22 protein-coding genes are annotated in these 26,796 nt (G+C 54.0%); 16 read left to right on the top strand and 6 right to left on the bottom strand.

Annotation, left to right across the window (positions count from 1 at the left end):
* Nucleotides 1-10 precede the first annotated feature (10 nt).
* Genes spt through ABXT62_RS01355 form a run of 3 tightly spaced genes read left to right on the top strand, consistent with a single transcriptional unit; the run spans nucleotide 11 to nucleotide 3,470 of the window.
* Nucleotides 11-1,213, top strand: coding sequence for a serine palmitoyltransferase (gene spt, locus ABXT62_RS01365; RefSeq protein WP_415356757.1), 1,203 nt, complete (start codon nucleotides 11-13; stop codon nucleotides 1,211-1,213).
* Nucleotides 1,213-2,463 carry a UDP-N-acetylglucosamine 1-carboxyvinyltransferase gene (gene murA, locus ABXT62_RS01360; RefSeq protein ID WP_415356756.1) on the top strand — a complete coding sequence of 417 codons (1,251 nt, stop codon included), beginning with the start codon at nucleotides 1,213-1,215 and terminating at the stop codon, nucleotides 2,461-2,463. Before spt ends, murA begins: the two co-directional genes overlap by 1 nt.
* Before the next feature lie 59 nt (nucleotides 2,464-2,522).
* Nucleotides 2,523-3,470 carry a metallophosphoesterase family protein gene (locus ABXT62_RS01355; protein WP_415356755.1) on the top strand — a complete coding sequence of 316 codons (948 nt, stop codon included), beginning with the start codon at nucleotides 2,523-2,525 and terminating at the stop codon, nucleotides 3,468-3,470.
* Nucleotides 3,471-3,477: 7 nt separating this feature from the next.
* On the opposite strand, the gene ABXT62_RS01350 is transcribed toward ABXT62_RS01355, so the two are convergent.
* Together ABXT62_RS01350 and ABXT62_RS01345 are read right to left on the bottom strand one after the other, a co-directional pair.
* Nucleotides 3,478-4,296, bottom strand: coding sequence for an NTP transferase domain-containing protein (locus ABXT62_RS01350; RefSeq protein WP_415356754.1), 819 nt, complete (start codon nucleotides 4,294-4,296; stop codon nucleotides 3,478-3,480).
* A gap of 2 nt (nucleotides 4,297-4,298) precedes the next feature.
* Nucleotides 4,299-5,441: a hypothetical protein gene (locus ABXT62_RS01345; protein ID WP_415356753.1), complete on the bottom strand. Its 1,143-nt coding sequence runs from the start codon at nucleotides 5,439-5,441 to the stop codon at nucleotides 4,299-4,301.
* 189 nt (nucleotides 5,442-5,630) lie between these two features.
* On the opposite strand from ABXT62_RS01345, the gene ABXT62_RS01340 reads away from it, so the two are divergent.
* From ABXT62_RS01340 to ABXT62_RS01300, 9 genes are all read left to right on the top strand, one after another.
* Nucleotides 5,631-6,848 carry an O-antigen ligase family protein gene (locus ABXT62_RS01340; RefSeq protein WP_415356752.1) on the top strand — a complete coding sequence of 406 codons (1,218 nt, stop codon included), beginning with the start codon at nucleotides 5,631-5,633 and terminating at the stop codon, nucleotides 6,846-6,848.
* Nucleotides 6,849-6,852: 4 nt separating this feature from the next.
* The gene (locus ABXT62_RS01335; protein WP_415356751.1) at nucleotides 6,853-8,106 is read left to right on the top strand and encodes a glycosyltransferase; all 1,254 of its coding nucleotides are present in this window, start codon (nucleotides 6,853-6,855) and stop codon (nucleotides 8,104-8,106) included.
* A 13-nt stretch (nucleotides 8,107-8,119) separates the two neighbouring features.
* Entirely contained in the window at nucleotides 8,120-10,078 is a 1,959-nt protein-coding gene (gene asnB, locus ABXT62_RS01330) for an asparagine synthase (glutamine-hydrolyzing) (RefSeq protein WP_415356750.1), read from the top strand.
* A gap of 475 nt (nucleotides 10,079-10,553) precedes the next feature.
* A complete protein-coding gene (locus tag ABXT62_RS01325; protein WP_415356749.1) occupies nucleotides 10,554-12,386 on the top strand; it encodes a fatty acyl-AMP ligase in 1,833 nt (610 codons plus the stop codon).
* The gene (locus tag ABXT62_RS01320) at nucleotides 12,383-13,321 is read left to right on the top strand and encodes an NAD-dependent epimerase/dehydratase family protein (protein ID WP_415358244.1); all 939 of its coding nucleotides are present in this window, start codon (nucleotides 12,383-12,385) and stop codon (nucleotides 13,319-13,321) included. Before ABXT62_RS01325 ends, ABXT62_RS01320 begins: the two co-directional genes overlap by 4 nt.
* Before the next feature lie 73 nt (nucleotides 13,322-13,394).
* On the top strand, nucleotides 13,395-14,381 hold the full coding sequence (locus tag ABXT62_RS01315; RefSeq protein ID WP_415356748.1) for a lysophospholipid acyltransferase family protein: 987 nt from the start codon (nucleotides 13,395-13,397) through the stop codon (nucleotides 14,379-14,381).
* Entirely contained in the window at nucleotides 14,353-14,982 is a 630-nt protein-coding gene (locus tag ABXT62_RS01310; protein ID WP_415356747.1) for a sterol desaturase family protein, read from the top strand. The genes ABXT62_RS01315 and ABXT62_RS01310 overlap by 29 nt, the downstream gene beginning before the upstream one ends.
* Before the next feature lie 9 nt (nucleotides 14,983-14,991).
* Nucleotides 14,992-15,924: a lysophospholipid acyltransferase family protein gene (locus ABXT62_RS01305; protein ID WP_415356746.1), complete on the top strand. Its 933-nt coding sequence runs from the start codon at nucleotides 14,992-14,994 to the stop codon at nucleotides 15,922-15,924.
* A 305-nt stretch (nucleotides 15,925-16,229) separates the two neighbouring features.
* On the top strand, nucleotides 16,230-17,528 hold the full coding sequence (locus ABXT62_RS01300) for a glycosyltransferase family 4 protein (protein WP_415356745.1): 1,299 nt from the start codon (nucleotides 16,230-16,232) through the stop codon (nucleotides 17,526-17,528).
* 17 nt (nucleotides 17,529-17,545) lie between these two features.
* On the opposite strand, the gene ABXT62_RS01295 is transcribed toward ABXT62_RS01300, so the two are convergent.
* Both ABXT62_RS01295 and ABXT62_RS01290 read right to left on the bottom strand, forming a co-directional pair.
* Complete coding sequence (locus ABXT62_RS01295; RefSeq protein ID WP_415356744.1) at nucleotides 17,546-18,301, bottom strand: hypothetical protein; 756 nt, start codon at nucleotides 18,299-18,301, stop codon at nucleotides 17,546-17,548.
* A gap of 114 nt (nucleotides 18,302-18,415) precedes the next feature.
* Nucleotides 18,416-19,696, bottom strand: coding sequence for a serine hydrolase domain-containing protein (locus ABXT62_RS01290; protein WP_415356743.1), 1,281 nt, complete (start codon nucleotides 19,694-19,696; stop codon nucleotides 18,416-18,418).
* A 232-nt stretch (nucleotides 19,697-19,928) separates the two neighbouring features.
* Here ABXT62_RS01290 and ABXT62_RS01285 point away from each other — a divergent pair, with 232 nt between their 5' ends.
* Complete coding sequence (locus ABXT62_RS01285; protein WP_415356742.1) at nucleotides 19,929-21,713, top strand: AsmA family protein; 1,785 nt, start codon at nucleotides 19,929-19,931, stop codon at nucleotides 21,711-21,713.
* A 12-nt stretch (nucleotides 21,714-21,725) separates the two neighbouring features.
* Here ABXT62_RS01285 and ABXT62_RS01280 read toward each other — a convergent pair whose 3' ends face one another.
* A complete protein-coding gene (locus ABXT62_RS01280) occupies nucleotides 21,726-22,085 on the bottom strand; it encodes a YMGG-like glycine zipper-containing protein (RefSeq protein ID WP_415356741.1) in 360 nt (119 codons plus the stop codon).
* A 366-nt stretch (nucleotides 22,086-22,451) separates the two neighbouring features.
* Between ABXT62_RS01280 and ABXT62_RS01275 the strand changes: the two genes are divergently transcribed.
* The 3 genes from ABXT62_RS01275 (at nucleotide 22,452) to ABXT62_RS01265 (ending at nucleotide 26,112) form a co-directional block, all read left to right on the top strand.
* Entirely contained in the window at nucleotides 22,452-23,960 is a 1,509-nt protein-coding gene (locus ABXT62_RS01275; protein ID WP_415356740.1) for a WS/DGAT/MGAT family O-acyltransferase, read from the top strand.
* Nucleotides 23,957-24,637 (top strand): lipase family alpha/beta hydrolase, encoded by a 681-nt coding sequence (locus ABXT62_RS01270; protein ID WP_415356739.1) that lies wholly within the window; start codon nucleotides 23,957-23,959, stop codon nucleotides 24,635-24,637. The genes ABXT62_RS01275 and ABXT62_RS01270 overlap by 4 nt, the downstream gene beginning before the upstream one ends.
* A 179-nt stretch (nucleotides 24,638-24,816) precedes the next feature.
* Nucleotides 24,817-26,112 (top strand): hypothetical protein, encoded by a 1,296-nt coding sequence (locus ABXT62_RS01265; RefSeq protein ID WP_415356738.1) that lies wholly within the window; start codon nucleotides 24,817-24,819, stop codon nucleotides 26,110-26,112.
* Here the strand turns inward: ABXT62_RS01265 and pgl are convergent.
* Nucleotides 26,099-26,794 (bottom strand): 6-phosphogluconolactonase, encoded by a 696-nt coding sequence (gene pgl, locus ABXT62_RS01260; protein ID WP_415356737.1) that lies wholly within the window; start codon nucleotides 26,792-26,794, stop codon nucleotides 26,099-26,101. The genes ABXT62_RS01265 and pgl overlap by 14 nt on opposite strands.
* Nucleotides 26,795-26,796: the final 2 nt, after the last annotated feature.

Raw genomic sequence — 26,796 nt, 5'->3', positions numbered from 1 at the left:
GATCAAAACCATGATGTTCGACAAGTTTAAACCTATGGCCGACTTTCAGGCCGAGCTCGCAGAGCGCAGCGTTGAGCCCTTTGGCGCCATTACCGAAAAAATTCTGTCTGCCACAGAGGGCGTTGTGCAAGGCCGCAACGTCATCCTAGCGGGCACGAATAATTATCTCGGGTTGTCTTTTGACCCGCGCTGCATTAAAGCCGCCCAAGATGCCACAGCACTCTGGGGGACGGGCACCACCGGGTCCCGACTCGCCAACGGCTCTTTCGCTGAACATCAAGCGTTGGAAACCGAAATAGCGCAGTTCTACGGTGTAGACAATGCAATCGTATTCTCCACGGGCTATACCGCAACCATGGGCATGTGCGCCACGTTGGCCGGCCCTGGAGATGTAATTCTCCTTGATGCAGACAGCCACGCGAGTATTTACACCGGGGTCAAACTGAGCGGTGCAGAGATTATACGTTTCAAGCACAGCGACCCCGAGGATCTTGCCAAGCGACTGCGCCGGCTGGGTGATCGTGCTCATCAGACGTTAATTATCGCAGAAGGCATTTATTCTATGCTGGGCGATGTTGCGCCACTGCAGGAAATTGCTGCTGTTAAACGCGAGTACGGTGGCTATCTGTTTGTGGATGAAGCCCATTCCATGGGCGTCATGGGTGCTACCGGACGAGGTGCAGCCCAAGCCGCTGGAGTGGAAGCAGATGTCGACTTTTTTTGCGGGACATTCAGTAAGAGCCTGGGCGCCATCGGTGGGTTTTGTGTCAGCCGGCATGCGGAATTGGCGGCCATTCGCTTTTGCATCAACTCCTATATCTTCACCGCATCGTCCTCACCCTCTGTCATCGCTTCCACACGCGAAGCGTTGCGCATAACTGCCGCTGAACCCGAATTACAGGCAAAATTGTGGGACAACTGCAACCGTCTTTATCAGGGGTTAAAGTCTATGGGCCTCCCAGTAGGCCCCACCGCGAGCCCGGTCGTTGCGGTGGCGATGGAGGATCGCTCACGCACAATCGACTGCTGGAAGGCGCTGATGGAGGCTGGAGTCTATGTCAATTTGGTTATCCCACCAGCCTCACCTTCGACCAATTTCCTTCTGCGTAATAGCGTCAGCGCAGCCCACACGAGCGCGCAGATCGATGCCATCATCGCCGCCTATGCCGGCCTGAAATCTGCCGGCCTCATTACCGGCACACAGGCACACTGATGGAACAAATTTTTATCACGGGTAACGGCCCATTGCGTGGTGAGGTCACAGTAGCAGGTGCAAAAAATGCTGCCCTCCCGATTATTGCTGCCTCTTTGCTCAGTGCCGAACCCCTGCACATCAGCAATTTACCTGACGTGCGCGATATAGGCACAGCGTTGCAACTGCTGGAATTGCTCGGCACGCAAGTGCAGCGCACTGGTACCGAACTGGTCCTCGACAGCAACCAAATACATTCGGTACGAGCACCCTATGAGCTAGTAAAGACCATCCGCGCCTCAATCCTTCTCCTCGGCCCACTGCTGGCCCGCTTTGGGGAAGCCGATGTATCGCTACCAGGAGGCTGCGCCATTGGTTCACGGCCCGTCAATGAGCATATTGTTGGACTGCAGGCACTGGGCGCAGACATCCGTATCGAGGCGGGCTATATAAAAGCCAAGGCTAAGCGCTTGCGAGGGGCACATTTCGCATTCGATGTACCTTCGGTCACAGCCACTGAAAACCTCCTAATGGCCGCCACTCTAGCCGAGGGCGTAACAACTCTAAAAAACTGTGCCATGGAGCCGGAAATAAGCGATCTGGCGCGGTTACTGCAATCTATGGGTGCCCACATTGCTGGCGCGGGCACCAGCACCATTACCATCGAAGGCGTCAAGCACCTGCACGGCGCCACCCACAAGGTGCCGCCTGACCGCATAGAAACTGGAACATTCCTAGCCGCTGCCGCTGCTACGCGCGGCAGTATCACCGTGCTGGAGACCAATCCCGACTATCTACAGCACGTATTAGACAAACTTGAACAGGCGGGCTGCCGTCTGAAACTGGGACCAGATTGGATTCATCTCGACACTGACGGCAAGCGCTGTAAGGCAGTCAATATACACACAGCACCCTTTCCTGCTTTCCCCACCGACATGCAGGCCCAATTCATGGCGCTCAACGCGTTGGCCGAAGGCTCTGCCACGGTAGTAGAAAACATCTTCGAAAACCGCTTTATGCACGTCGCTGAGCTACAACGCATGGGAGCGGATATTGAGTTGCAGGGCCGAACCGCCATTGTTCGGGGTCGCGAGCGACTGCAGGGCGCTCAGGTTATGGCCACTGACTTGCGCGCCTCTGCCTCATTAATCATTGCTGCTCTGGCTGCCGAGGGCGAGACTGTCATCGACCGTGTCTATCATCTCGATCGTGGTTACGCCAATATCGACAGGAAGCTAGCAGAGCTGGGGGCCTCCATCCGCCGCGCTTAACACCAAACGAGCACAGCACTATTGGTTCCGATGTCAGGCGCTAATCGGTAAATGCTACAATGACAGGCGACGAGGAACATCAAGCCATGCCGCAGTGCTTTGCACAACTCTCGGATCCCCACCTCAGTTCGCTGAAAGGAGTGCGCGGGCGCGACCTTTTTAGTAAGCGGGGCCTAGGCTACCTGTCCTGGCGCAGAAAACGCCGCTTCGAGCACCGCACGGAAGTTCTCGAAGCACTCCAGCGCGACTTAGAGTTATCGGAGCTCGATCAACTACTCGTCACCGGCGACCTGACCCATATCGGTTTGCCGCAGGAGTTCGAACAGGCTCGGCAGTGGCTGCAGGAACTGGGTAATCCCGGCCAAATAGCGCTGGTACCGGGCAATCACGACGCTTGTGTTGCCGCACCCTGGAGCGAGACCTTCGCCTTATGGCAGGACTATATGGCCTCAGATAACGACCACAACACCGCAGGGGAAACAGTGAACTTCCCCAGCCTGAGAGTGCGCGAGGGCATCGCCTTTATCGGGTTGTCCAGCGCTTGCCCCAAGCCACCTCTTATGGCCACAGGCACTATTGATAGCGAACAATTGAACAGGCTACCGGCGCTATTGCAACGCACAGCGGATGCAGGCCTGTTCCGGGTCGTCTATTTGCATCATTGTCCAGTGGCGGGAAAAGAAAAGTGGCGTAAACGCCTGACCAACGCACCCGAAATACAGGCCCTGTTGGAGGAACATGGCGCCGAAATGGTTTTGCACGGACACGGGCACCGCGCACATTACAACGAACTACAGACTCGCCATGGCAGCCTGCCCATTATCGCTGTCCCATCGGCCTCTGCCCTGGGACTGCACGGGGCAGATATCGCCCATTACAACCGCTATCAAATAGAACGCACTGGCGGAGGCTGGCAGGCAAGCATCGATTCGCGGCGCTACCGACCTGAAGTGGGGGAGTTTTGTGAAGGGGCAAACAGAACGCTGCGAATCAATCGCAGCCATTAGCACTTTATCAGGCGTCTTCTTCCGCCGCTTTCGCCAGCGCGCCCTTGACCAACATCAGGTCAGCGATTGAATCCACGTCTATGGCGGCATTCGCGTAAGGCAGAATGACCGCACGCATGCGCAGTCCCAGACGCTTACTCAGTTTGGCCAACGCCTCTTCCAGGGACAGGAATCCGAAGCGATAACGTATAACTGCCCACCACCCCAGCAAGCCAATGACCACCAGTGGCTTCTTGCGTTCTTGTTCGATCTTGCGCCAGAACTTGGCAGCGCGCCGTCCTTCTGGGGTAATGAAGGCAAACAGGTTGCAGCCGCAGAAGTCCCCGTCACTGAAGTGCAGTACCGTTTTACGTATGCCGGGATAGGCCTCAGCAACCAGTGCATAGGGCGCTAGACCCACCGTGACATCAACATCGTCTGCTAGGCTCTGCCGACCGAATGCATCAACAATTTCAGGCGTCAATAATGGGTGGTCGGCAGTCGTCAGTAGCACTGCATCCTCAGGGCCCAACCGCGACATGACCTCATAGGCACTGGTGCTGGGACTGACACCGGGCTCACTCCAACTCATTTCGCCGTCGTCAATCCACTTTTGCAGAGCCGGATCAGTCGCCACCTCACTGGCCTCAGGCCCGGCCATATAGATTCTACTCACCATCCGTGAAACGCGCAGGGAGTCGAGCACCCTGCGAACCATAGGGACGCCATCCAGATCAATCATGGCCTTGCTGCCGGCCTCGGTGTGGTTGATCAATGAGTCGGCCTTGGTACGATCGCCTGCCAGCACGATGGCGACCATTTGATGTGATTCAGGATCAAGCTGCATAACTATAATTCTTTTTGATAGACGCGGTAGCGTTTATACGCGACGCCGCCAATGGTTTCAATAATACTGCGCATGCCGTCGTTATCCTCAAGTATCCAACCCATCTCAACATCCTTTACACCACGGGCATGCAACGCCTTGCGCACAGCGTCTATGACCATGAAAGCCAGAGTTGGGCCGAGGCGAGAATGCTGAAAACTCTGCTTAACGCCCATCAGGGGGACGCGGGCGGTTTTGGGATGACGCACCTTAAGACGCCAAAGGAGCTTGGCCCAACCAAAGGGCAATAAACGGCCATTAAGGTCATGGGCAGCCTCATTGAGATTAGGTAGTGCCACAATAAAGGCGACCGGCTCGCCGTCATACTCTGCGATCTGGATGTAGTCATCCGGCATCAGCTTGGCAAGTGTTGACACGGTTTCAAGCCAATCAGACTCTGCTAAGGGCACAAACCCCCAATTTTTTTGCCACGCATCATTGAAGATTTCCAGCATGATGCGGGCGTCCTCCAACAGCTGCTTGCGTCTTATTGGGCGGACTTTTACCCGCTGCGAGACTCGACTGGCCAGCCGTTCCATGACTCGGGGAGCTTCAAAGTCAGGGCGCACCTGATAAGCCAGAAGGTCTTTCGCGCCCACATAACCCTGGGCTTCCACTGAGGGGCCGTACCAGCGGCGCGCATGGCCCATCAGTACGTAGGGCGCCGTGGCAAACCCATCTACCAACAGCCCCACCTCTTCGTTGACGTGTAAATTAAAGGGGCCGCGCACCTGCTGCATTCCCTCACTTCTCAGCCAGTCTTCGGCTGCGCCAAACAGGGCCGAAAATATAGCCGGGTCATCATCTGCCTCCAGCATGCCGAAATATCCGACAGCGTCGGCGTGTTGCTGCAGGTGCATTTCATCAATCTGTGCGGTGATTCGTCCTACTGTGATGCCGTTTCTATAGGCAATCCAAGCGCGCCAGCGAGCATGCTCGAAAAAGTGGTTAGCCTTGGAAAGCTGCTCACGCTTCATGAAATCCAGCGGCGCAATCCAGGCAGGATCAGATGCGTAGATACGATGAGGTAGAGCCAAAAACTGGCGCAACGCCTTGGCCCCGGTCACCACCTCCACAGAGATGGATACATTGTTATTCTGGCTCATGGCTGCCTTATGCTTGAGGGCTGTGCTTACCTGCCTAAGATGGAATAGTATATAGAGGCGGGGGAGCTTAAAAAAGACCAATAGTGCCTAACAACCGACCTCCTGTGTATACTGTTAATCTCGGTCGTATGATCCAGTACCATTGGTACCAAGTGATTTCGGGACGCGCAGAACGGACTTTGATATTTAGTGAACAACACAAAATTGACCCCCTCAGATTATTTAAGGCGAGCATTCCCCTTCCTGTTACTGGCCGCCTATGGCGTATTCCTGTGCAGCTATTTTATTTTCAATGATTACAGCGCGCCTTATCAGTTTTATGCCCGAGTTATGTTTATCTTAAGCCTGTTTGTGGTGGTCGGAAGTATCAAAGAAGTCTGGAAACACAAGCTGTTCCAGACGATTGTGGCATACATTCTCTATCTTCTGTTGTCCGGTTTCTGGAGCGACCCACTGAACTGGTACCGGCTTGGCCAGAAGGCCACGATCGCCGTAAACCTCATCAGTTTTATTGCCGTTACGCATTTTCTGGTGCACTGGAACCGCAGTTTTTTTGAACGCACGTTACAGGCATGTATTTTGTTCGCTACCTTTGCGGCTGTAATAAGCATTGTCGTTTTTTATAGTAACAACTCGTTCCCCGCGATGCGACTGAACCCTATTGGATCCTTAACCAATATCAATGAGTTTTCCAATGTGTATGCCATATTCGCACTACTGGCCGCATTTTTTGTGATGCGATTCCCAGGGCGGAAGTTAAATTGGGTATTTATTTTCAGCATCGGAGCATTCATCTGCGTCGCATGGTTCGGCCAAAGCCGAACCGCTTTTACAGCTATGATCATAGCCTTGCTAACCTTAGTGTGCTTGATGCAAAAAAATAAAAGACTGTTGTATCTAGGCCCTCTAGTCGCCTTAGCGGGCTTACTTTTTATGGCTTTCCCCGAGGTGCTGGATCAGGTTTTTCAAAGAGGACGGGGATTGCGGCCACTAATTTGGACGGCCATATGGGACGAGGCCAAAGCTACCCCCTTGTTAGGTCGTGGTCTATTATCACCAGTATCCGTTGAAGTGGCGGGGCACGTTTTTGAAACGGCGCATAATGCGTTCCTACAGTTATTCTGGCAGGGGGGCGCGGTCGGTGTGATCATATTCCTTCTGCTATTGGTGGTCGCATTTCACCACGCCTGGGCATGGGGCCAGCAGCAGGGCGACTTCAGTATTTTTTGCATCCTAATCTTCACCGTCTGCACGATGATGACGGGGGTGGACACGCTTATTGAACGACCCAGAGACCAGTGGATGTTATTCTGGTTCCCCTTAGCCCTTTTAATCAGCTACCGCAGTAAACCGTCACCTTCGGGTTTTTATAACCCGCTCACTACTGCTGTGCGAACAAGAACCTGAACTGATGCCAACACAGTCACCTACCTGCACCCGAGCCGAAAAGATCGCGGTCCTTCTCCCATCACTTGAAGGCGGTGGCGCAGAGCGGTCAATGTTGAATTTAGCCACAGGCTTCCTGGCGAAAGGACGAGAGGTTGACATCGTACTATGTCAGGCTAAAGGCGCATTCCTTGATGAGATCCCCGCAGGGGCAACCATGATCGAACTGGAAGCAACCGGCGGTTTGCGGGCGCGATGGATCATTGCCAGAAGTAACCTACAAGACTTTTTCGTCAGACTACGCCCCGTGTTGTTGGCGAAAAAAACTGCCCCGGAGGTCGCACGCATACGGTCCTTGCAGAGGTATATTGTGGCCAGCCAGCCTGATGTCATCTTATCTGCTCTTCCCTATGCCAACCTTAGCGCCATCTGGGCCAAAGAACTGTCTGGCTCACGAGTGCCTGTCATTGTCAGTGAGCGTATTGCGCTATCGTCCTATTGCGCCGCACCATCTAATTCTCGCAAATGGCGATGGCGCTACTTACCTGAGCTAGTGCGGCGAACCTACCCAAAAGCAAACCGTGTTGTAGCCGTATCAGATCATGTGGCTGATGAGTTAATCACAACCATTGGATTACATCAGGATTCTGTCATCACGGTCCACAACCCTGTCGTAGATGATAACCTGCGCACACGCGCACAACAGCCACTGGAACACCCGTGGTTTGCGCAGGATGAACCGCCCGTCATTCTGGCGGCAGGGCGATTCACGGAACAGAAAGATTTCGCCACTCTTATCCGCGCGTTTGCTGCTGTGCGCGCAGACAGGGAAGCACGGCTGGTCATCCTTGGAGAGGGCAGACTGCGCGATGATCTTGAGCAGTTGGTGTGCACACTGGGCATTCAAGCCGACGTCTACATGCCTGGGTTCGTAGAGAATCCTTTCCAGTACATGGCGCGGGCCTCTGTGCTCGTATTGTCGTCCGCGTATGAAGGTCTACCAGGCGTCCTCATTCAGGCCCTAGCCTGCGGTTGCCCGGTCGTCAGTACCGATTGCCCTGGTGGCTCAAGCGAAATTCTTGAAGACGGAAACTATGGTGCTTTAGTGAGTATCGGTAACGCAGATGAGATGGCGAAGGCCGTTCTCGCTGAACTGGACGACCCCACGCCCAGGGAAATATTACTACGCAGGGCGGAAGATTTTTCTGTTGAGCGCGCTGTCAACAACTACCTTGCACTGCTTGACACTGCTGTCAATCAGGCTGCAGATCGAACATAAGAGACGAATTGCTATGTGTGGAATTACCGGTTTTATCCAGTATAGAGGCGGCGCCCAAGAGGATATCGCGCGGCGCTGTCAGGCCATGGCAGACACCATCATTCATCGCGGCCCCGATGCGGGTGGCGTCTGGGTGGACCCTTCATTCCCCCTGGCGCTTGGCCATCGTCGGCTGTCTATCATTGACCTGTCTGAGGCCGGCGCGCAGCCGATGGTGTCAGCCTCAGGCCGCTACGTGCTTTCGTTCAATGGTGAAGTCTATAATTTCCCCCGACTGCGGCAAGAACACGGCGTATCCACTTATCCCTATCGGGGGCACTCCGATACGGAAGTGATTCTAGCCGCAGTGCAGCACCTGGGTGTAGAAAAAGCCGTGAGTAAATTCGAAGGTATGTTTGCGCTGGCACTGTGGGACCGAAAAGAACGCTGTCTGTGGTTAGCGCGGGATCGGGTAGGCAAAAAGCCGTTGTATTATGGCTGGTGCGGCAACAGCTTCCTGTTCGGCTCGGAACTCAAAGCTTTGCGCCAACATCCAGATTTCGAGAATGAATTGGATCGCAACGCTCTGGGCCAGTATCTGCAATATGGATGGGTATCCCAGCCCAGCTCTATTTATCGGCAGGTACGCAAACTTCCCCCGGGTAGCCTGCTAAAGATACCGCAGGATTGTAAGCCCTGGGACGCGCACCCAACCCAGTTTTGGTCCGCGAAAAATATTGCCGAACACGGTGAACGAAATAGATTCACAGGGAGTTATGACGGTGCGATCGACAAGCTGGACGAAGTGCTGCAGGAGGCGGTTGGAGACCGCATGGTGGCGGACGTAGAGCTTGGGGCATTGCTGTCTGGGGGCATCGACTCTTCCATGATCGTCGCATTGATGCAGAAGGTGTCGGACCGACCTGTCAAGACGTTCAGCATCGGATTTTGGGAAGAAAAATACAATGAGGCCGAGTACGCTTCCGCCGTGGCCAAACATCTGAAAACTGATCACTACGAAATGTATGTCACCCCCGATCAGGCGCTGGATGTGGTTGAACAGTTGCCACATATGTACGATGAGCCATTCGCTGATTCCTCACAGATTCCCACCTACCTGGTCTGTAAGCTGGCACGGGAGCAGCTTAAAGTCGTCCTGACCGGTGATGGCGGCGATGAGCAGATGGCCGGCTACCGACGCTACAGAAACTGCCTGAATCACTGGCGCGATGTGCAACGTATGCCCGCGAGCGCAAGGAGCATTGCCCGCCCAGTTACAGGTGCGCTGGGCACAGGAAGTTGGCGCTACGCGAAGAGCTATGCGAGCAAAGGCGTGAACGTACCTCGCTGGACTCGCAAACTCGCAAAAATCAGCCAACGCTCCTGTAACTGGACGGCCAATTCACCGCAGGAGATTCTGGCCAACAAATTCAATAAATGTCTGAGCGTAGATCAATTTGTATCAGGAGCGGTAACTCCAGCAACACCATTGTCCGACCCAGCCTACTGGGCAGATGTTGAGGATCCACTGCTGGCTATGCTCCACTATGATTACACGGGCTATCTTCCAGACGACATTTTGGTCAAGGTTGACCGCGCCAGCATGGCGGTCGGCCTTGAGGCACGAGCACCTCTTCTGGACCACCGGGTGCTAGAACTCGCTTGGTCGCTACCTAGCGCCTATTTATTCGACGGCAACACGGGTAAACGCGTACTTAGAGACCTGTTGGGCCGGTATGTCCCGCCGGCTTTGATTGACCGGCCAAAACGTGGATTCAGCGTGCCGATCAAGGAGTGGCTCGTGGGTCCGCTGAGGGATTGGGCCGAGGACCTAATTTCAGAAAAAACTTTAACAGAGCAGGGCATTTTCGACGTGAAGAGCATCCGAGACGCCTGGCATCAGCACCTTTATGGCTGGGCCAATCACTCTGAGCTGATATGGTCAGTCCTTATGTTCCAGGCGTGGTGGAGGGCCCAGGCCTCTGACACATGAACGCCTCAAATTAACCCGAATGAGGTAGGCACAGGGCCGCCCCGGCGGTCAATCAACTCACTTGCACGAAAAAATCGCCTGGAAACACACACGGTGAGCGCCTTCACTTCTGGCGCCGCAAAAATACTAGAATAAAAAATAATACTTTAAAAACAGGTAGTTAGAATTAATTTTCCCATGATTTGACCTCGATACCAGCCTAGGCTCACCGAGCTCTGACGGCACTCCAGACGCCCGCAGCAGCCTGCGCTATCGCCTCTAGAATCTTTCAATGGGATTGTTCCCATCAGCCAGCGGTATTATTTCCTATCAGTACAAAAGCACCAAATGGTAGGATAACTCCTCATCAGGTTGCCCTTTTCCGGGGCCTGGACAAAGGGTGCCAACATGTACGTCTACATACATGAACAACAACAAAACGGCACTTAGACATTTTTGAAATGCGCATCGTTGCCGCGTACTTAAGCGGTAAGTAGTGCTTATTTTCGAAGAGTTGCGCGGCGGACAGATCGCCGAAAACGAGGAATCTACATTGTCACACGTAAATGCCATTGCCACACCCACACGCCACCTAATGCCATTTCGCTCAGCTGATTTCGCGACATTAACCGAAGCACTCGACTATGCGGCTCAGGGCGACACTGGCTCAAACTTCTACACCGGCCGAGGTGACATCTACGCCAGCATTACCTACCGCGAGCTGCGCCTACAGGCAATTGAGCTGGCGCATAAGCTAATGGGGCTAGGTCTGACAAAAGGCGACCGTGTTGCACTTGTCGCAGAAACAAACCCTGAATTCATTCGGTTTTTCTACGCCTGCCAATACGCCGGCTTGATTCCTGTGGCACTGCCTGCCTCAGTAAAAGTCGGCGCTCACTGCGCCTACGTGGCGCAGCTGAAACAGTTGCTGGAAGCCAGCGACGCGGAGATCGGTATAGCATCAGAGGGGTATCTTTCCTTCTTGCAGGAGGCCAGCGAAGGTCTTTCCATGCGCATGGTGGACGCACCTAAGGCATTTCATGCTCTGCCCTCCGATGTGCAGCCTCTACATCAGGCTGAACCTGATGATATTTCCTACATTCAGTACACCTCAGGCAGTACACGCTTCCCTCGGGGTGTCGTCATCAAGCACCGTACCGCTATGGCCAATCTGCACGGTATTGTCTCCCACGGCCTGGAAATGAGCAGTTCAGACCGCATGATGTCCTGGCTACCCTTCTACCACGATATGGGCTTGGTCGGTTTCGTATTGGTTCCTATGGCCGCGCAGATTTCCATTGACTACCTAGACACTCGCGAGTTCGCCATGCGGCCGCGCCAGTGGTTATCATTGATGACCAAGACCCGCGCCACCATCTCCTTCGCCCCTTCATTCGGTTATGATCTATGCGCACGCCGGGTCCGTGCCAGTGATATTTCAACTTACGACCTCAGTCATTGGCGCGTAGCAGGTATCGGCGCTGAAATGATCCACCCGCAAACATTAGAGTACTTCGCCGAAATGATGGAGCCGGCCGGTTTCGATCGTCGCGCGCTCCTGGCGTGCTATGGCATGGCTGAATGTACTCTTGGAGTCAGTTTTTCACCCCTTTGGACAGGCTTCACCACACACCATATTGACAGCGACCACCTCTCGGATCACCACCAGGTGATAGTGATGGATGAAGAAGATACGCAAGGCCGGGGTCGTCATTTCGTTAATTGCGGCACTCCGATGCCCAGCTTTGAGGTAGAAGTCCGCGATGACAACCAAGTCTTGGAAGACTGGCGAAGTGGCGTGATCTATTTGCGCGGCCCCAGCGTCATGTCGGGATATTTCAATTTGCCGGAAGAAACCGGTCATGTGCTCAGTCAAGACGGCTGGCTTAACACCGGAGATATCGGCTACATGGTCGATGGTGCGTTAACCATTACTGGCCGCAAGAAAGACCTGATCATTATTCACGGGCGTAATATTTGGCCCCAGGATCTTGAGCATGTTGCCGAAACTCAATCCGAAGTTCGGGCCGGCGACGCGGTGGCATTTTCCGCGCCGAACAGTAAAGGCGAAGAGCTCTGTGTACTGCTAGTGCAATGCCGTCAAAGGGATCCCGGCATTCGCAACAACCTAGTGCGCCGCCTCACGGCGCTCGTGCGTATGGAGATGAGTCTCGACTGCTACGTAGAACTGGTTCCAACTCATTCTCTGCCCAAAACATCTTCCGGCAAACTGTCACGGGCGAAGGCGCGACTCGACTTTATCAACAACAATGATATCGACAAGCTCAACGCCGCCGCAGAAGGTCTCCTGAGGGTGGCTTCAGCCTGACTCCCACAGGCAGCCTCATCGCCGTTACGGGAGCCACCGGATTTATCGGCACCGTGCTCTGCCAGCGCTTGCTGGAGCAAGGCTTTCAGGTCCGGGCACTGGTGAGAAATCGCCCTAAAGCATCACGTTTGGCCGCACAGGGCGTCGCCTTGATCCAAGGAGATCTCGAAGACGCTTGCGCCCTGCAACAACTTGTTACCGATTGTGCTTTCGTGATACACGGCGCAGGTGCTGTAAGAGGTAATTCTCAAGGCGCATTTGATCGTGTGAACGTATTAGGCACCTTGGCATTGCTCAATGCGATTGGGGCTCAAACGCGACCACCCAAGATTTTACTACTGTCATCCCTTGCTGCCCGTGAACCCCAACTATCATGGTATGCCCACAGTAAATGCGAAGGAGAAAAACTACTCACACAGGTTCGGGACCTTGAGTGGATTATCCTGCGTCCACCCGCCGTCTATGGGCCAGGCGACCAAGAGATGCTGCCGATATTTCAGTGGATGCAGCGGGGGATAGTCCTGGTACCAGGCTCACCCGATGCCCGCCTGTCGCTGATTCATGTGTCAGACCTGGTGGATGCCATCGTGGTCTGCCTACAAAGCGAAGGGGCAATTCATCAGGTTCTGTCCCTCTGTGATGGGAAAGATGGCGGCTATAGCTGGCGTGAATTGGCCAATATTGCCGCAGACCACTGGTCCCGAAAGGTTCGCCTTTGGCGCATCCCCAATTGGCTCTTAAACGGTGTCGCAGCGGTCAATAGCAATGCCGCTAGAATCACAGGCAAAGCGCCCATGCTGACACCATCCAAATTGCGTGAACTGCGCCACGAGGACTGGGTGGTAGACAACGGTCCGATGACCACTGTAACCGGATGGATGCCTAGGCTAGAGCTACGCGAAGGACTAGATCAGCTAAAATTATCGACATTATGACCGCGAATCCGTCGGGTATAGTGCGTTATAATTAGCCACTTGATGCAAGAAAACATGTTGGGTAATTTCACCTGTGGCTGAGTTCATTGTCGGCAATTCTTTAAGTAAATGGGCGCGCGACCATCGGTTCCTGCGGGTTCTGCTGTGGCGCCTGGACGTTGTGGTTGTCTCGCTGATCACGCGCCTAGCAAGGCTACTGCCCATCGATATGGCATCCCGGTTCGGCGACTCTGTAGGCAGTTGGATCGGCCCAAAGTTGAAGAAAAAAACAGCGATATTCCGAGCGAATATGGTGATCGCATTTCCTGAACTGAATAATGCGGAAATCGATGAACTGGTCATTCGCGCCTGGGGCCGCTCGGGCCGCGTATTGGCCGAATATCCACATCTGGACACTATACTGAAAGAGGATGACCGGCTCATTATTAATATTCGCGAACCGCTAGAGGCCTGCGAGAATCCCACTAGGCCCTGTGTCATCGTGACGGCACACCAAAGTAACTGGGAGGTGGTGTGCTCTGCCATGGCAAAACTGGGCATTCGAAATGTCAGCCTTTACAGCCCTCCAAGCAATCCTCTTTTGGACCGCATGCTGTTAGAGTCTCGCCAAGCATTGAACAGCGAACTATTGCCCAGAGACAACAGCGCCCGATTGCTGATGCGCGCATTGAAAAAAGGGCAGAGCGTCGCCATGGTAATGGACAGACGGGTTGACGAAGGAAAATTTATACGATTTTTTGGACGTGATAAGCTCTCGACTATCATGCCCGCGAAGCTCGCACTGAAACTCAACTGCGATCTGGTTCCAGTGCAGGTCGAGCGATTAAAGGACGCCCACTACCGCGTCACGTTTCACCCGCCGATTGTCCCCGAGGATACCGGCCTTGACGAAACCACCCAGGCCATCGATATGATCCAGCAGGTTCACCACCAGTTCGAAAACTGGATTCGCCAGCAACCGGAAGATTGGTTCTGCTCGAAGCGACTGTGGCCAAAAAATACAACACAACAAACGGAGGAGTCTGACAGTGATGCCGACACCGAATCCTGTGCAAGCTGAAAAACAGCATCAATCTATACGCCTGTTCGAGAATGATCTTCTCGAACGCTTGTCGCATGTGCACCCCATTACCCCGCTGTTGATGTGGACACCCATCGCGGGGTGGCTGCTATGGCGGAGCTTGTCTTTCTATGAGCTCCCGGGCTGGCCAGTATTTTTTATAGCCCTGGCGGGCATGTTTGTGTGGACGCTCAGCGAATACTGCCTTCACCGCTTTTTGTTTCATTTTCCTGCAAGCAACAAGGCGAGTAAATGGTTAGTGTTTCTGTTCCACGGCAATCACCATGCAGACCCCAAGGACAAAACTCGGCTAGTCATGCCCCCCACCGGCGCGATTCCTATCATGGCAGCGCTCTACTTTCTGTTCGGGCTTGTCATTCCACAGCCGTGGATTCAGCCATTTTGTGGGGGTTTTATTATTGGCTATCTAATTTATGACTATATCCACTATTCTACGCATCACTTCCCGATGAAAAATCCGGTGGCGAAGTTCATCAAGCACTACCATTTAAAACATCATCATTCCGGAGAAGGCGGGCGCTTCGGCGTCAGCTCTCCGATCTGGGACTGGGTATTCGGATCAGACCCTGGGCGACACTGAGGCTGCCCGATGCCCGAGTTTTACCTGATCCCCAAGCGACTGGCACGCAAAGCGCCGGCTCTATCCTCTGCCGCTCAATGGGTCGAAGCTGCAGTCTTTCGCTTCATATTTTGGCTCATGCGCAAACTCAGTTTGGGGCTTGCTCTGCGATTGTCTGCTTTTACCTTCGGCTTGGGCAGTGCTTATTCAGACAAAGCGGATAAAGCGCGTGCTAATTTTGCCATCGCATTTCCGGATAGCTCCCCAGAATGGCGAGAGCGAACCACAAAGAAAGTTTTTCGCTACTTGGGTTACTCTGCCGCGGAGTTACTCAAACTGGAACAGATCTGGGAGGAGCGCGAACAACGCATCGAGTTTGTACTTGAGCCACAGGCTCAAAAGCACATGGAGAGCAAACAAGCGACTGTATTTATGACTGCACACGTAGGAGCTTGGCAGGTTGCCTCACTGGTCACGCGACAGTTCGGCTTCACCATCAACGCCATCTATGCGCCAGAATCCAATCCGATCATACAACACCTCTTACTGGGCTCACGCCGATCTTTCGGTGAAAAGCTAATATCCGCAGATGCAGGGCCACGTCCCCTAATCAAAGCATTGAAAGCGGGCGAAAGTATTATTATGGCGATGGACACGCGTCCGGATGCTGGCAAGCTCATCCCCTTTTTTGGCGTTGATGCGCTCACCAACACCAGCGCAATCGGCCTGGCCCTGCGCACGGGAGCAGCGGTAGTCGTGTCTCGCGCCGAACGTCTGCCCGGAGGACGTTACCGGGTAACCGTTTATGATCCCCTAGTTAGTCCTATTCCTGATGCACCGGTGAAGGAACAGGCTGTCGCGATGACCGAAATTGTCCACCATCATTTCGAAGACTGGATCAGGGAGTATCCACAGGAGTGGGTTTGCCTAAAGCGTCGCTGGCCGAAAGCGCACAAACTATAGGGTGCTCACTGTATCTGCGCTCCTCCACCATAAACCGCCGTAGGTGACCCGTAGATCGAAAGAGTTATTTAAATACGACTACTACAGGCGTTGTGCAAATGCCTCAAAAACCGACAAAACATAGCACAGCTCCTTTAGGCTTCTGAGACAAGAACAATGCGGGGCGGGGATGGCACTTCGCCGAGAGGTATACAGCAGGGCAATTAGATTCCATGCCCGTATCCAGACAGCCTTTTACGATCGCAGACAATCAGATAGACTAGCAATATAAACACGCTGGTTCGATCCTCGCTTCAGCCATAGCTTTGTTTCAGGAAGAGAGCCCTATCTCGTCTAATCATAAAAAACGCACGAGACTTTGGCTGACCTCACCCCACTTCTACCCCACTTATGGTGGCGCTCAAAATCGCTATCGAAGTTACATCCCGGGATTGATTAACCGCAATCTGGATGTTCGGGTTATGACGGGCACACCCCAGATTCAGGAACGCAGTGAGGCGGACACAAAGCTAGACTGGTACGAGTCAACACCAGGATCATGGCTGTCTGAGGGCGTACTCGATGGCGCCCCTCTGCAGCGCATCCGCTTACCGGACAGCAAGAGCCGAACACGCACGCAGATCTACTATGACGCACTGCTAGAAATATGCCAGAGCCAGACCGATCGCCCCACAGTAGCCCAACTCATAACCAACATGCGGCCCGAGGCACTGCCCTGGCTGCGCCGACTGAAAGGCGCTGGTATCGCGACCGTATACTCGGTCTCCCAATTTCCCACCTGGCAACAAAAACCGGCTAAACGTATTTTTCGACGCCGCGGCTATCGCCGGGTCTACAACGCATTCGATACTCTGGTAACCAATAGCGAGGCGATCGAAGAGTTTTTGCGCAGTATCGGCGTTACCACCCGTATAGAATATATTCCTAACGGCGTTAATCTGCAGCGGTTTCACCCGATTCAGTCAGACCAAGAACAGCGAAGTAGAGAGGCTCTACGCCGTCGTTTTGGTATACCCGAGGGTCACAAGGTTGTCGTTATGGTAGGTGCAGTGATGCCGCGCAAGGGACCGGACATCGCTCTTCGTGCATGGCGCGAGCTATTGCACCAGTTCCCCAATACGCACATGCTGTTTGTGGGTCCCCGTAGTGATATCCATGATCCCAAGTTGAAGACATTCGGCAGTGAAATCACAGATCTTATCGAGAACTCGGGAGCCACTGATCAGGTTCACTTCACCGGCATTGTGGACGATGTGGAGGACTATTTACGCGCGTCGGATATCTCTCTGCTCGCATCAAACCGTGAAGGCACACCCAACTCTGTATTGGAAGCCATGGCAACGGGGTTACCCTGCCTAGTCACGCCCTATCTTGGTATTTCTGCGGGAATCGGCCAGGCTGGGGAACACTACCAGTTGGTGGAGCGCAATCACGAGGCCATTGCCTTGGCACTGACTAGTCTATTGCAGAATCAAGAGCGTAGAACCACCTTTGGCAATAAAGGCCATCGGTATGTCGTTGATAACGGCGACCAACAGCGGAGCCTTGATCACTACGCTGAGCTCTATGAAGAACTCGCTGTTAACGCCATGCGCAGGCGCTAAACCCGCACACCAAAGAATCAATACATCAGGCTTTCTTTTTTTGTCACCTGTTGTGCCCCGGTCAATAGTCGTCGGGTTTTCTTGAAAGCCATTCGTAGTGGCCGGTATTCCTCAAAAACTACGATAAAGACTTTACGATAATAATTCTCTGGGCAATTGATACGTCTTACGCCGTGCCATGAATTGCCCCGCCGCCCAAAAAGTATACTGCGGTTATCTTTTGTTGCCGCCGGGTACTCTGCGTCGAAGTCATCGAATGAAGGCGCGTTATCGGCAGCAAAGCGACCTTTATCGTCAAGAATGGTGGTCTCACCACCCCACCCCCACTGCCAGTCGTCGGCAGTATTGAGATAGAAAATCTGCGAACCCAACTTTCCTTTGGAATCACAGTGCGGGGACACCTCGCCGCCACTAGGTGTGAAGTGCCAGTGAAAACGAAAACGCACATGGGATACATTCAACAGACCGCAAATAAAACGACGATAACGGTCATTGCATAGCTCTTCGACAAAATCACGCCACTGCGGCGCAAGCTCCATGCCACGCTCATAATCTAGAATATAGCGGTCGTGACTGGCTTGCCCGTGTTTGCGCTGCTTGCCGAAAAAGGCATTAAAATTGCTTATGTCAGGTATATTTTCTAACAATTCACAATAGCGATCTTCAACAATGAAATGCTGTGGATTGACCCAGGGGAAAGGCTTCTGTGCCTGAAAGCTTCCGGCGTCGATGGCATCCAGAACGTTGGAATTAAGGTAAGTATTGCTGATCATTGTCTTGCTGCCGACAAAAACATTAGTATACGGCCACGTCAAGGACAGGGACAGCCGATTTTTAGTGCGGAAATTGCGCAGCCGAGACCGACTGGCGCAGAGTCTAAATCTTTCTCATATTGTAGCTAGACTCATCGGCTCCCTAAGCAAGCCCGCGGACCTGGAGCGCGCTTTGACACAAGCCAACGCGGCGCCACCAATACTCGCTGTTCGCAAATCACCAAAGGGCGAACCCATTCCACTATTAACGATAAGGGCAACCGACAACTCCTGCGCCGGATCTGCCCAAGCACCAGAGCCACCGAAGCCAAAGTGGCCAAAAGCTTGGCGCGGAAAACCGCGCGTTGTTGCTACCCCGTGATAACCCAGGCGCCAGCGCATATCGAAAGGAATCACTGAAAGTTTTCCGGTTGGTTTTTGCAGGGTAGTAGCCCGCGCCAGAGATTTTTCCGACAGCAAGCGCACACCTTCAAATTCTCCACCATTAGCCAATAGAGCATACATCTTGGCAAGGGAACGGGCGGTAAACAAACCGTTGGCTGCCGGAATCGCAGCCCGCAGGGACTCAGGGGAACCGAAGTCAAAATCACTCACTCCGCGCGGCGCGAGAGCGTCGAATATACTTGAAAGATCTGAGTCTACCCCAAGACGCTGTAGTAGCTGACTAAGCCGACTAGCACCGACCTCAAGTTTACTACCCAGTGAGGTCTGCGCCATCCGCTTGATCGAAGCTGGAAAAATCAGCTTGGCTGCTCGTGCTATCTGATGCTCCGGCGTGCCAATAAACAATCCATCCAACTTCAGTGGTTTGGCGATCTCCTTCTGTACTAATTGAGAGAATTTCTTCCCGGTGACGCGCTGGATGATCTCGCCAACGAGGAAACCAAACGTCAGTCCATGATAGCCAGTACGTGTCCCTGGAGGATGCACTGGCGTGGTCTGCTCGATAGCACGGATCATATATTTCCAATCCAACAGGCGATCCACGTGGTCGACCATCTGGCGAATATGGTACAACCCTGATTGGTGTGACAGTACCTGCCGCACCGTGATCTCCTCCTTTCCAGCCTGACCGAATTCGGGCCAGTAGTCAGCGACGCGAGCGTCGTAATCAATAAGTCCTCGGTCAGCGTGGATATGCAGCAGGGTAGCAGCAACCCCTTTTGTGGTGGAAAAGCTCGGCGCCATTGTGTCCTGAGTCCAGAGCGTGCCCTCATCATCCTTGTACCCGCCCCACAGGTCCACCACACATTCTCCTCGATGGTAAACACACACTGCCGCGCCACCAGGGTGACTCCCCAGTTGATTTCGCAACGTCGCTTCCACCGCCCCGAAGTCCGGATGGATTCGTCCGTCCAGATGCAGTGTTCGATTCTGTATAAGCTTTAATGTCACAGAGCGTCCCCGCTTAATCCCTATCGTTATCTTATGGCAAGTTGACATTGCCTCACGACAAAACATATCACAGATTGCACGCCGGGTGAAAACACACCCTACCTCGTCGCCCGCCGTACTGAACGCATTTATGGCGATACTTGTCGAATTCACAAGCACTAAAATACAGCCTGCTTTACTATTGTCAGAGTGAAGAAATGACGCTGCGCCGACCTAATATGAGGAGCCTTACATGTACCGCATAGTCTTGATTCCACTGCTGCTACTAATCTTGGCTGTGGCGCTGATACCACTGCTGGCTGACAAAGCAGCCATATTGGACATCGCGACATCGGCTCTCTATAAGCAGACCGGCGCGACGCTGACCGTCGCGGGTGACACCGAACTGACCCTGTTCCCAACACTGGGCATTTCTCTGTCCGATGTCGCTGTGGTGCTGGATGGGCAAGACCATCGAGACCTGCGGGCACGCTCAGTTAAAATGGGGGTACAACTGTTGCCTCTACTCAAAGGCAATATCGCAATTGACACCGTCAGCTTGGAAGGTCTGATTGTCCGCAGTGAGCCTCACACGGAAGGGGTCGACAACGGCACCCGTGGAACTGACATTGCTGCCGATGGAGTTGCTGCCCTTGCAGTGCCTCTTTCGCTCAGGGTGAAGCGACTGCTGATTACCGATGCTCGCTGGGAAGAAATCGATTCGACTGGCGCGGTTTCTACCCTACTGGAGCTGGTTAAACTGCAGGCGATGAACCTGAACCTAGAGCAGAGTCCTATTGCGATAGAACTGCAATTAACACGGCCTGGCGAACAGCCTATGGCGCTGAGTCTGGACGGCAATCTTCGTATCAACCAACACACGCAACAAATCAACTTAGATAACATCGTGATGAAGATAAGTGGGGCCACAGCCATACCTGTCCAGGTGCAAACCAACGGCACCATTGACGTCTCACGCGAGGTGGCAGACCTGCAGCTGACATTCGAGTCGGGAGAGACTCACGGCACAGGAAGCCTACATTATGCCAACGGCGAGAGCCCTAGGGTCGACGCCGTTTTACAGATTAATGTTTTGGATAAGGCACTACTGGCACTGGCGGGGCCCAAGGCTGCTACTGCGGCTGGGGAGGTATCTACATCGGCAGGCTGGAATGAAGCTCTGCCCCTGGCCGCCTTGCGCCTGATCGACACCCAGGCCGTACTCGACATTAAAAGCGCCCGCTTTGGCGACCACACAGTGAACAATCTACATATCAATTTACGCGCGCTTAATGGCCTGATCGAGGTATCGGATCTGACAGGGAATCTGTATGGCGGCGAGCTGGCTGCTACTGCCACCTTGGACGGCAGGGGTGATACCGCCTCTCTCAAGACAAGAGGCAGCCTCACACGACTCGATATCGCCACGGCCTTGGCAGCAACCGAATCAGCACGGATGCTCTCCGGCAACGCCACAGTGAACTGGCAACTGGGCAGTCGGGGACGCTCAACAAACGAGCTGATAGCGGCCCTGAATGGCCCCATCAAACTAACCACTGACAACGTGGTACTGCAGGGCATCAGTGTCGAGAAGTCGCTGTGTAAAGCGGTAGCGCTCACCAATAATGAGTCACTAACGGCGAGTTTTCCTGCCAACACCCGCTTTGAGACGCTTTTCGCCAGCATTCAGGTAGCGAACGGGAAGGCAACCCTGAACCCCCTCCGCGCCGAACTGCCGGGGATTGCACTCATCGGCAGTGGAAACTACGATCTGGTCAAACAGAATTTTGTTGCGGCCTTCAAAGGCCGTTTGTCAGAGAAACTGGAGCAACTGGATCACGCCTGTCGGGTCAGTAAGCGTCTGACTGCCATCGACTGGCCGGTCAACTGTGCCGGCAGTGTGGGCACGGAGCCGGCCAGCTGGTGCCGCGTGGACACAGCGAAAATCGTGCAAGACCTAACCATTAATGAAGGGTTGGATAAGCTCGAAAAGAAGGCGAGCAAGCTGTTCAATAAACTATTTAACAGAGGGGACTAGCCCACCTCGCTGCTAGTTAAGTACCCGATAACCGCGACCACTGAGGCAGCGCTTAACAACCTGCACCTCACTCTGCTGGCCCTGGTTCGCACCCTTTGCGCCACCGCCAACGGCACCCACACCGGCCCCCGTGACTGCGCCGCTACTGCCTCCGGTAATCGCGCCGATTAAGCCGCCCACTAACGCACCTGAAGCAGCGCCTTTGGTGGCTTTCTCTCCAGTCTTGACCTGCTTGGCATACGTTTGGCACTCGGCCAGGTCCTGCTGATAAGCGCTCATATTGACGCCTTTCTGATCGATGATGATTTCGTCCGTCGTCGTGCAGGCAATAATAACCAGCGGCACTATGATGGCGACCACTATATTCTTCACAGTTATTCTCCAGCAGATGGCTAATTCAATGTGCGTATCCTAAAGACTAGCACGCCACGCGCTAGAGATCACGAGGAGCGGTGATATCAGAGCGCTGCCTGCAACCGCCCGTCATCAGGGGTGGCATCGAAAACAATGGCTCGAGTGTCACCTATGTGACAGGCGCCCAAGTAGTTTTTATGGCGTAGCGACCCTGCCCAGGGTATCCGTGTTATTCTCCGTGGCGAGAATCTGACCGAAGAAGAAATCTGGGTCAGCGTGAATCCATAAATAGCTTCGGCGCGATCAGCGGCTACGCTAACCAACTGCAGACCTATAGTGTCGAGGTCCAGTATGCCCTCTAGCCCATGACAGGAGATCCAATCTATGAAACAGCTAACGGGCCTAGACGCTTCATTTCTCTATGCGGAAACACCCAATGCCCCGATGCACATATCGGGGCTGTCAATTTATGATCAATCCACCGCCCCCGGCGGCAAAGTCCGGTTCAAGGAAATCATACGGAACACCAACAATCGCTTGATGGGTCTTCCTGTGATGACGCAGAAATTACTGAAGGTCCCACTGAATTTTGATCACCCCTACTGGGTCACCGACGGTGCCTATGATCCAGAATTCCACATCCGGCACATCGCACTGCCCAAGCCAGGCGACTGGCGTCAACTGTGCATTGTAATCTCACGCCTTCACGCACGGCAGTTGGACCGCGCGCACCCGCTGTGGGAGCTCTATATTATCGAAGGCTTGGACAACGTAGAAGGTGTTCCCAAGGGCAGCTTTGCCATGTTTTCCAAGACACACCATGCCGCTATTGATGGCACCTCTGGCATGGAATTGACAGCGGCAACCCACGACCTGACACCGGATTACACCGCTGCGCCCAAAACCAAGACGATCAGTGTCGACACCGAACCCTCCTCAATAGAACTCATGCTCAGAGCCCAGCTCAACAACATTCGCAAGCCGTTCCACTTTGTCAGTGTGGCCCGCAATACCATGCCGGGCATGGCCAAGGCAGTTGCCGGACTGTCCCGTGGCCAGCTGAGCCGTGTTAGGAATGTGCCGCGCACCCGCTTTAATCGTACGGTATCGCCGCACCGGGTATTCAATGCGATGAGCGTAGCCCTAGATGATGTGAAAAAAATCAAGAATTCAGTCGCCGGTGCCACCGTCAATGACGCCGCCATCGCCATCGTCGGCGGCGCCCTGCGAAAGTACCTGCAATTTCATGACGAATTGCCCGCGCACTCACTGGCGGCCATGGCACCCATCAATATCCGTTCGGACAAGGACACGTCCGGGGGCAATATCGTCGCCACCATGACGGTACAGGTGCGCAGTGATGTGGCAGACCCTCTAGAGCGGCTGCAAGCGGTGCATGACAGTAGCAGCAAGGCCAAGGAGCTGACCAACGCTATCGGCGCCAAAGCAATGACGGATTACACACAGTTCATACCCTCCATGCTGACCGCGCAGGCGGCCCGCTTAGCGAGCCGCTGGGGCTTGGCCAACCATATGAATCCTTCTTTCAACTGCGTGATTACGAACGTGCCGGGGCCACCAATACCCCTTTATCACACCGGCGCAAAAATGGTCGCGAATTTTGGTACCGGGCCCGTTCAGGATGGTGTCGGGCTGTTCCATGTGATCGGCAGCTACTGTGGCCAGTTCACTATCAGCGCAACCAGTTGCCGCGTGATGATGCCGGATCCAGACTTCTATCGACAGTGTTTGCAAGACAGTTTTGATGAATTGTTAGCCGCAGCAAATTCCACTGTGAAAGCAACGGCAGCCAAATCAAAAAAGGCCACCAGCACCAAACCCAAGCCCAAGCCCAAGCCCAAGCCCAAGCCCAAGCGTGCCGCTCAAGCGTGAAGCCGCCCAATTTGCTGCTGGCTTTGAGTGATGCCCCGCGCGCACTGACGGACGCTATATTCCTAAAAATAGCCACCCCACTGCTACGCAAACTACCACCCACCCAACGACCACAAAGCGTGATGGTTATTCCGGGATTTCTGGGTGACGACCGCGGCAACCGGCCATTAATAGAGTTCCTGCGGCATCTTGGCCACACCGCCGTGGGCTGGGACCAGGGCCGCAACATGGGAACTCAAAGTTTCGACGAAGGAGGTCTACGTAAATCGATGGCGTCGCTTATCGCAGCAGGTAATGGCAAAATCACATTGGTAGGGCACTCCTTAGGAGGCATCTATGCCCGAGAGATCGCCCGCTCGGAGCCCGATAGCATTGAGCAAGTGATTACATTGGGCAGCCCGTTCGGGCGAGGACGGCAGAATGCTTCTCATGCTAATCGGCTTTACCAGCGCCTCAACCCGCAGCCCGATGAGCGCGGCAATGAGGATACTCTCGCGACACCACCGCCCGTGCCCACGACTGCGATCTACACCAAAGCCGACGGTGTGGTGAACTGGCGCACTTCTGTGCAAGCGGGCAGTAATCACCACGTGCACAACATAGAAGTGTTGGGCAGTCATATCGGCCTCAACGTCAATGCCGCAGTATGGTACTGGATAGCGAAAAAGCTCGGTTAACCCGCTCACTTCCGCACTGGTTTTGGTAGAACTAAAGTCGCTTGGCGTCACCCGGCTCAACGACCTACAATAAGTGCATCCGCCTGCCGAGGGCTGCAGTCCCGCACGGCACGCAATAAGTCAGACGTATTGTTCGATTCGGGCGTGCTCGGAAAATTTTCGTACTGAGGATCTTGTTCTTGAATACTCGATTGACTTTGATGATGAGGACTGAAGTCTCGTCAATTGTTCGAAACCAATTACGCATACTGTTTGGCGCTTTTATCTGCGCCACCATATTGACCGGATACGCCTCCTCGGCCACTGCGAAAAATGACGCCGATGCTACAAAAGTCTACCAGATGGTCTACAGCGCCACGCTTGACCCGAAGACCGGTCAAGCGCACGCCAGCGTGACCCTCAAACAACACAGGCAGTTGGTACGCAGTATTGAGTTTGTCATGCCCAAGGATCGCTACCTAAACATGCGACCCATATCCCGTATAGAAATCAATGGCGATCGTGTTATTTGGAAACCACTCAAAAAGGGCGACACGCTGCATTTCGATTTCGTTATTGACCACCAGCGGTCAAATCGAAAGAGGGATGCTCGAATAACAACCACTTGGGCACTGCTAAAGTTGGATCACCTGTTTCCTAGCGCCACGTCTCGCGTCGTCAAAGGTGCCACATCGGAAGCCACTCTAACCCTAAACGCACCCACGCAATGGTCGATAGAGACGCCCTATGGAGGCGGAGCAGGTCAGATCTTCGAAGTCGATAATACGCGCCGTAATTTTGACGCCCCACGCGGCTGGGTCATAGCGGGAGAATTGGGCGTGCGTCGAGAAAATAAAAACGGGCGGCATATCACCGTAGCAGCGCCTCTTGGTAGCGGCTTACAAGCCAATGATGTACTGGCCTTCCTGCGCTGGACAATGCCTTCACTGGTTGAGCTCTTTCCCAATACCCCGCAGCGTCTGCTCATTGTCAGTGGCTCTCAGGACATGTGGCGCGGCGGACTCTCGGGCGTAGGATCGCTCTACTTGCACAGTGATCGTCCACTGATAAGCGGCAATCGCACGAGCCCGCTATTGCACGAGCTTTTCCACGTGGTCAGCGGGTTACATTCGAAAGTAGGTGCGGACTGGATTATCGAGGGGTTGGCAGAATACTACAGCCTGACATTGCTACTGCGCTCAGATGGCATCTCGAAGGTTCGCTACAATCAGTCCTTTGAATGGCTGGCACAGTGGAGTGCGGATACACCCTGCATTGCGACAGATCGATCAACAGGCAAACAGACCGCACGTAGTGCACTCATAATGCGAGCGCTTGACGCCGAAATTCGCAGTGAGACCGGCGGAAAAGCATCACTTGATACGCTGGTGCATAAGCTTGTGCAGGCTGACGAAGATCTCACTAACTCAAGTTTTCGGGCGGCAGTGATGGACATTACTGGGGCACCTATGCGCGCACTTGCTAGCTGCCCGTAACATTTGGCTCAATGTCGAGATCGGTGAATATGTCAATCCCAGCGTGCGGCGCGATCGCCTGAGGCGGCAACGGTGCACCGGCCAGCCAGGCTTCCAGTATCTTGCGCTTATTGCTACCGCTGACTACAAACCAAACAGCAGACGACAAACTCAAGCATTGGGGGCTCATACTAACCCTTCGCGCTGGTAGCTTGGGCGCATGCGTGACCGCAATCGCCAGTGCTGTCGATTTATCAGGCGGGACGTCGCCGGGGAATAAGCTAGCGGTGTGCCCGTCCTCTCCCAGGCCCAGCAGTGCGAGATCGAAACCCGGCGCTTGCTGGAGAATCGCCGCATAGTCTGCCGCTGCCGTATTCACATTGCCGCGCACTGGTACCGCGTGTATCTGCGCTTGGGGAATAGCGACATAATCCAGCCAAGCCGTTGTTGCCATAGTGTCATTGCGCTCGAAATGGCCCTCTGGTAGAAAGCGTTCATCGCCAAAGTAGATATGCCAGTGCTGCCAGTCAGTGGCGATGTGGCGTAAGTGCCGATACAACTCACGTGGCGTTTCACCTCCCGCCAGAATGATACTAAAATAGCCGTGCCTGTCGAGACATTCATTAGCCAAAATAGCGATGCGCTCACAAAGTTCTTTGATCAAAAGATCGTTACTGACGAATCTGTGGATGCGTGGCGGCATCG

The sequence above is a fragment of the Halioglobus sp. Uisw_031 genome (assembly GCF_047729875.1).
Taxonomy (GTDB): domain Bacteria; phylum Pseudomonadota; class Gammaproteobacteria; order Pseudomonadales; family Halieaceae; genus Marimicrobium.
This window is presented reverse-complemented; position numbering and strand designations above follow the sequence as displayed.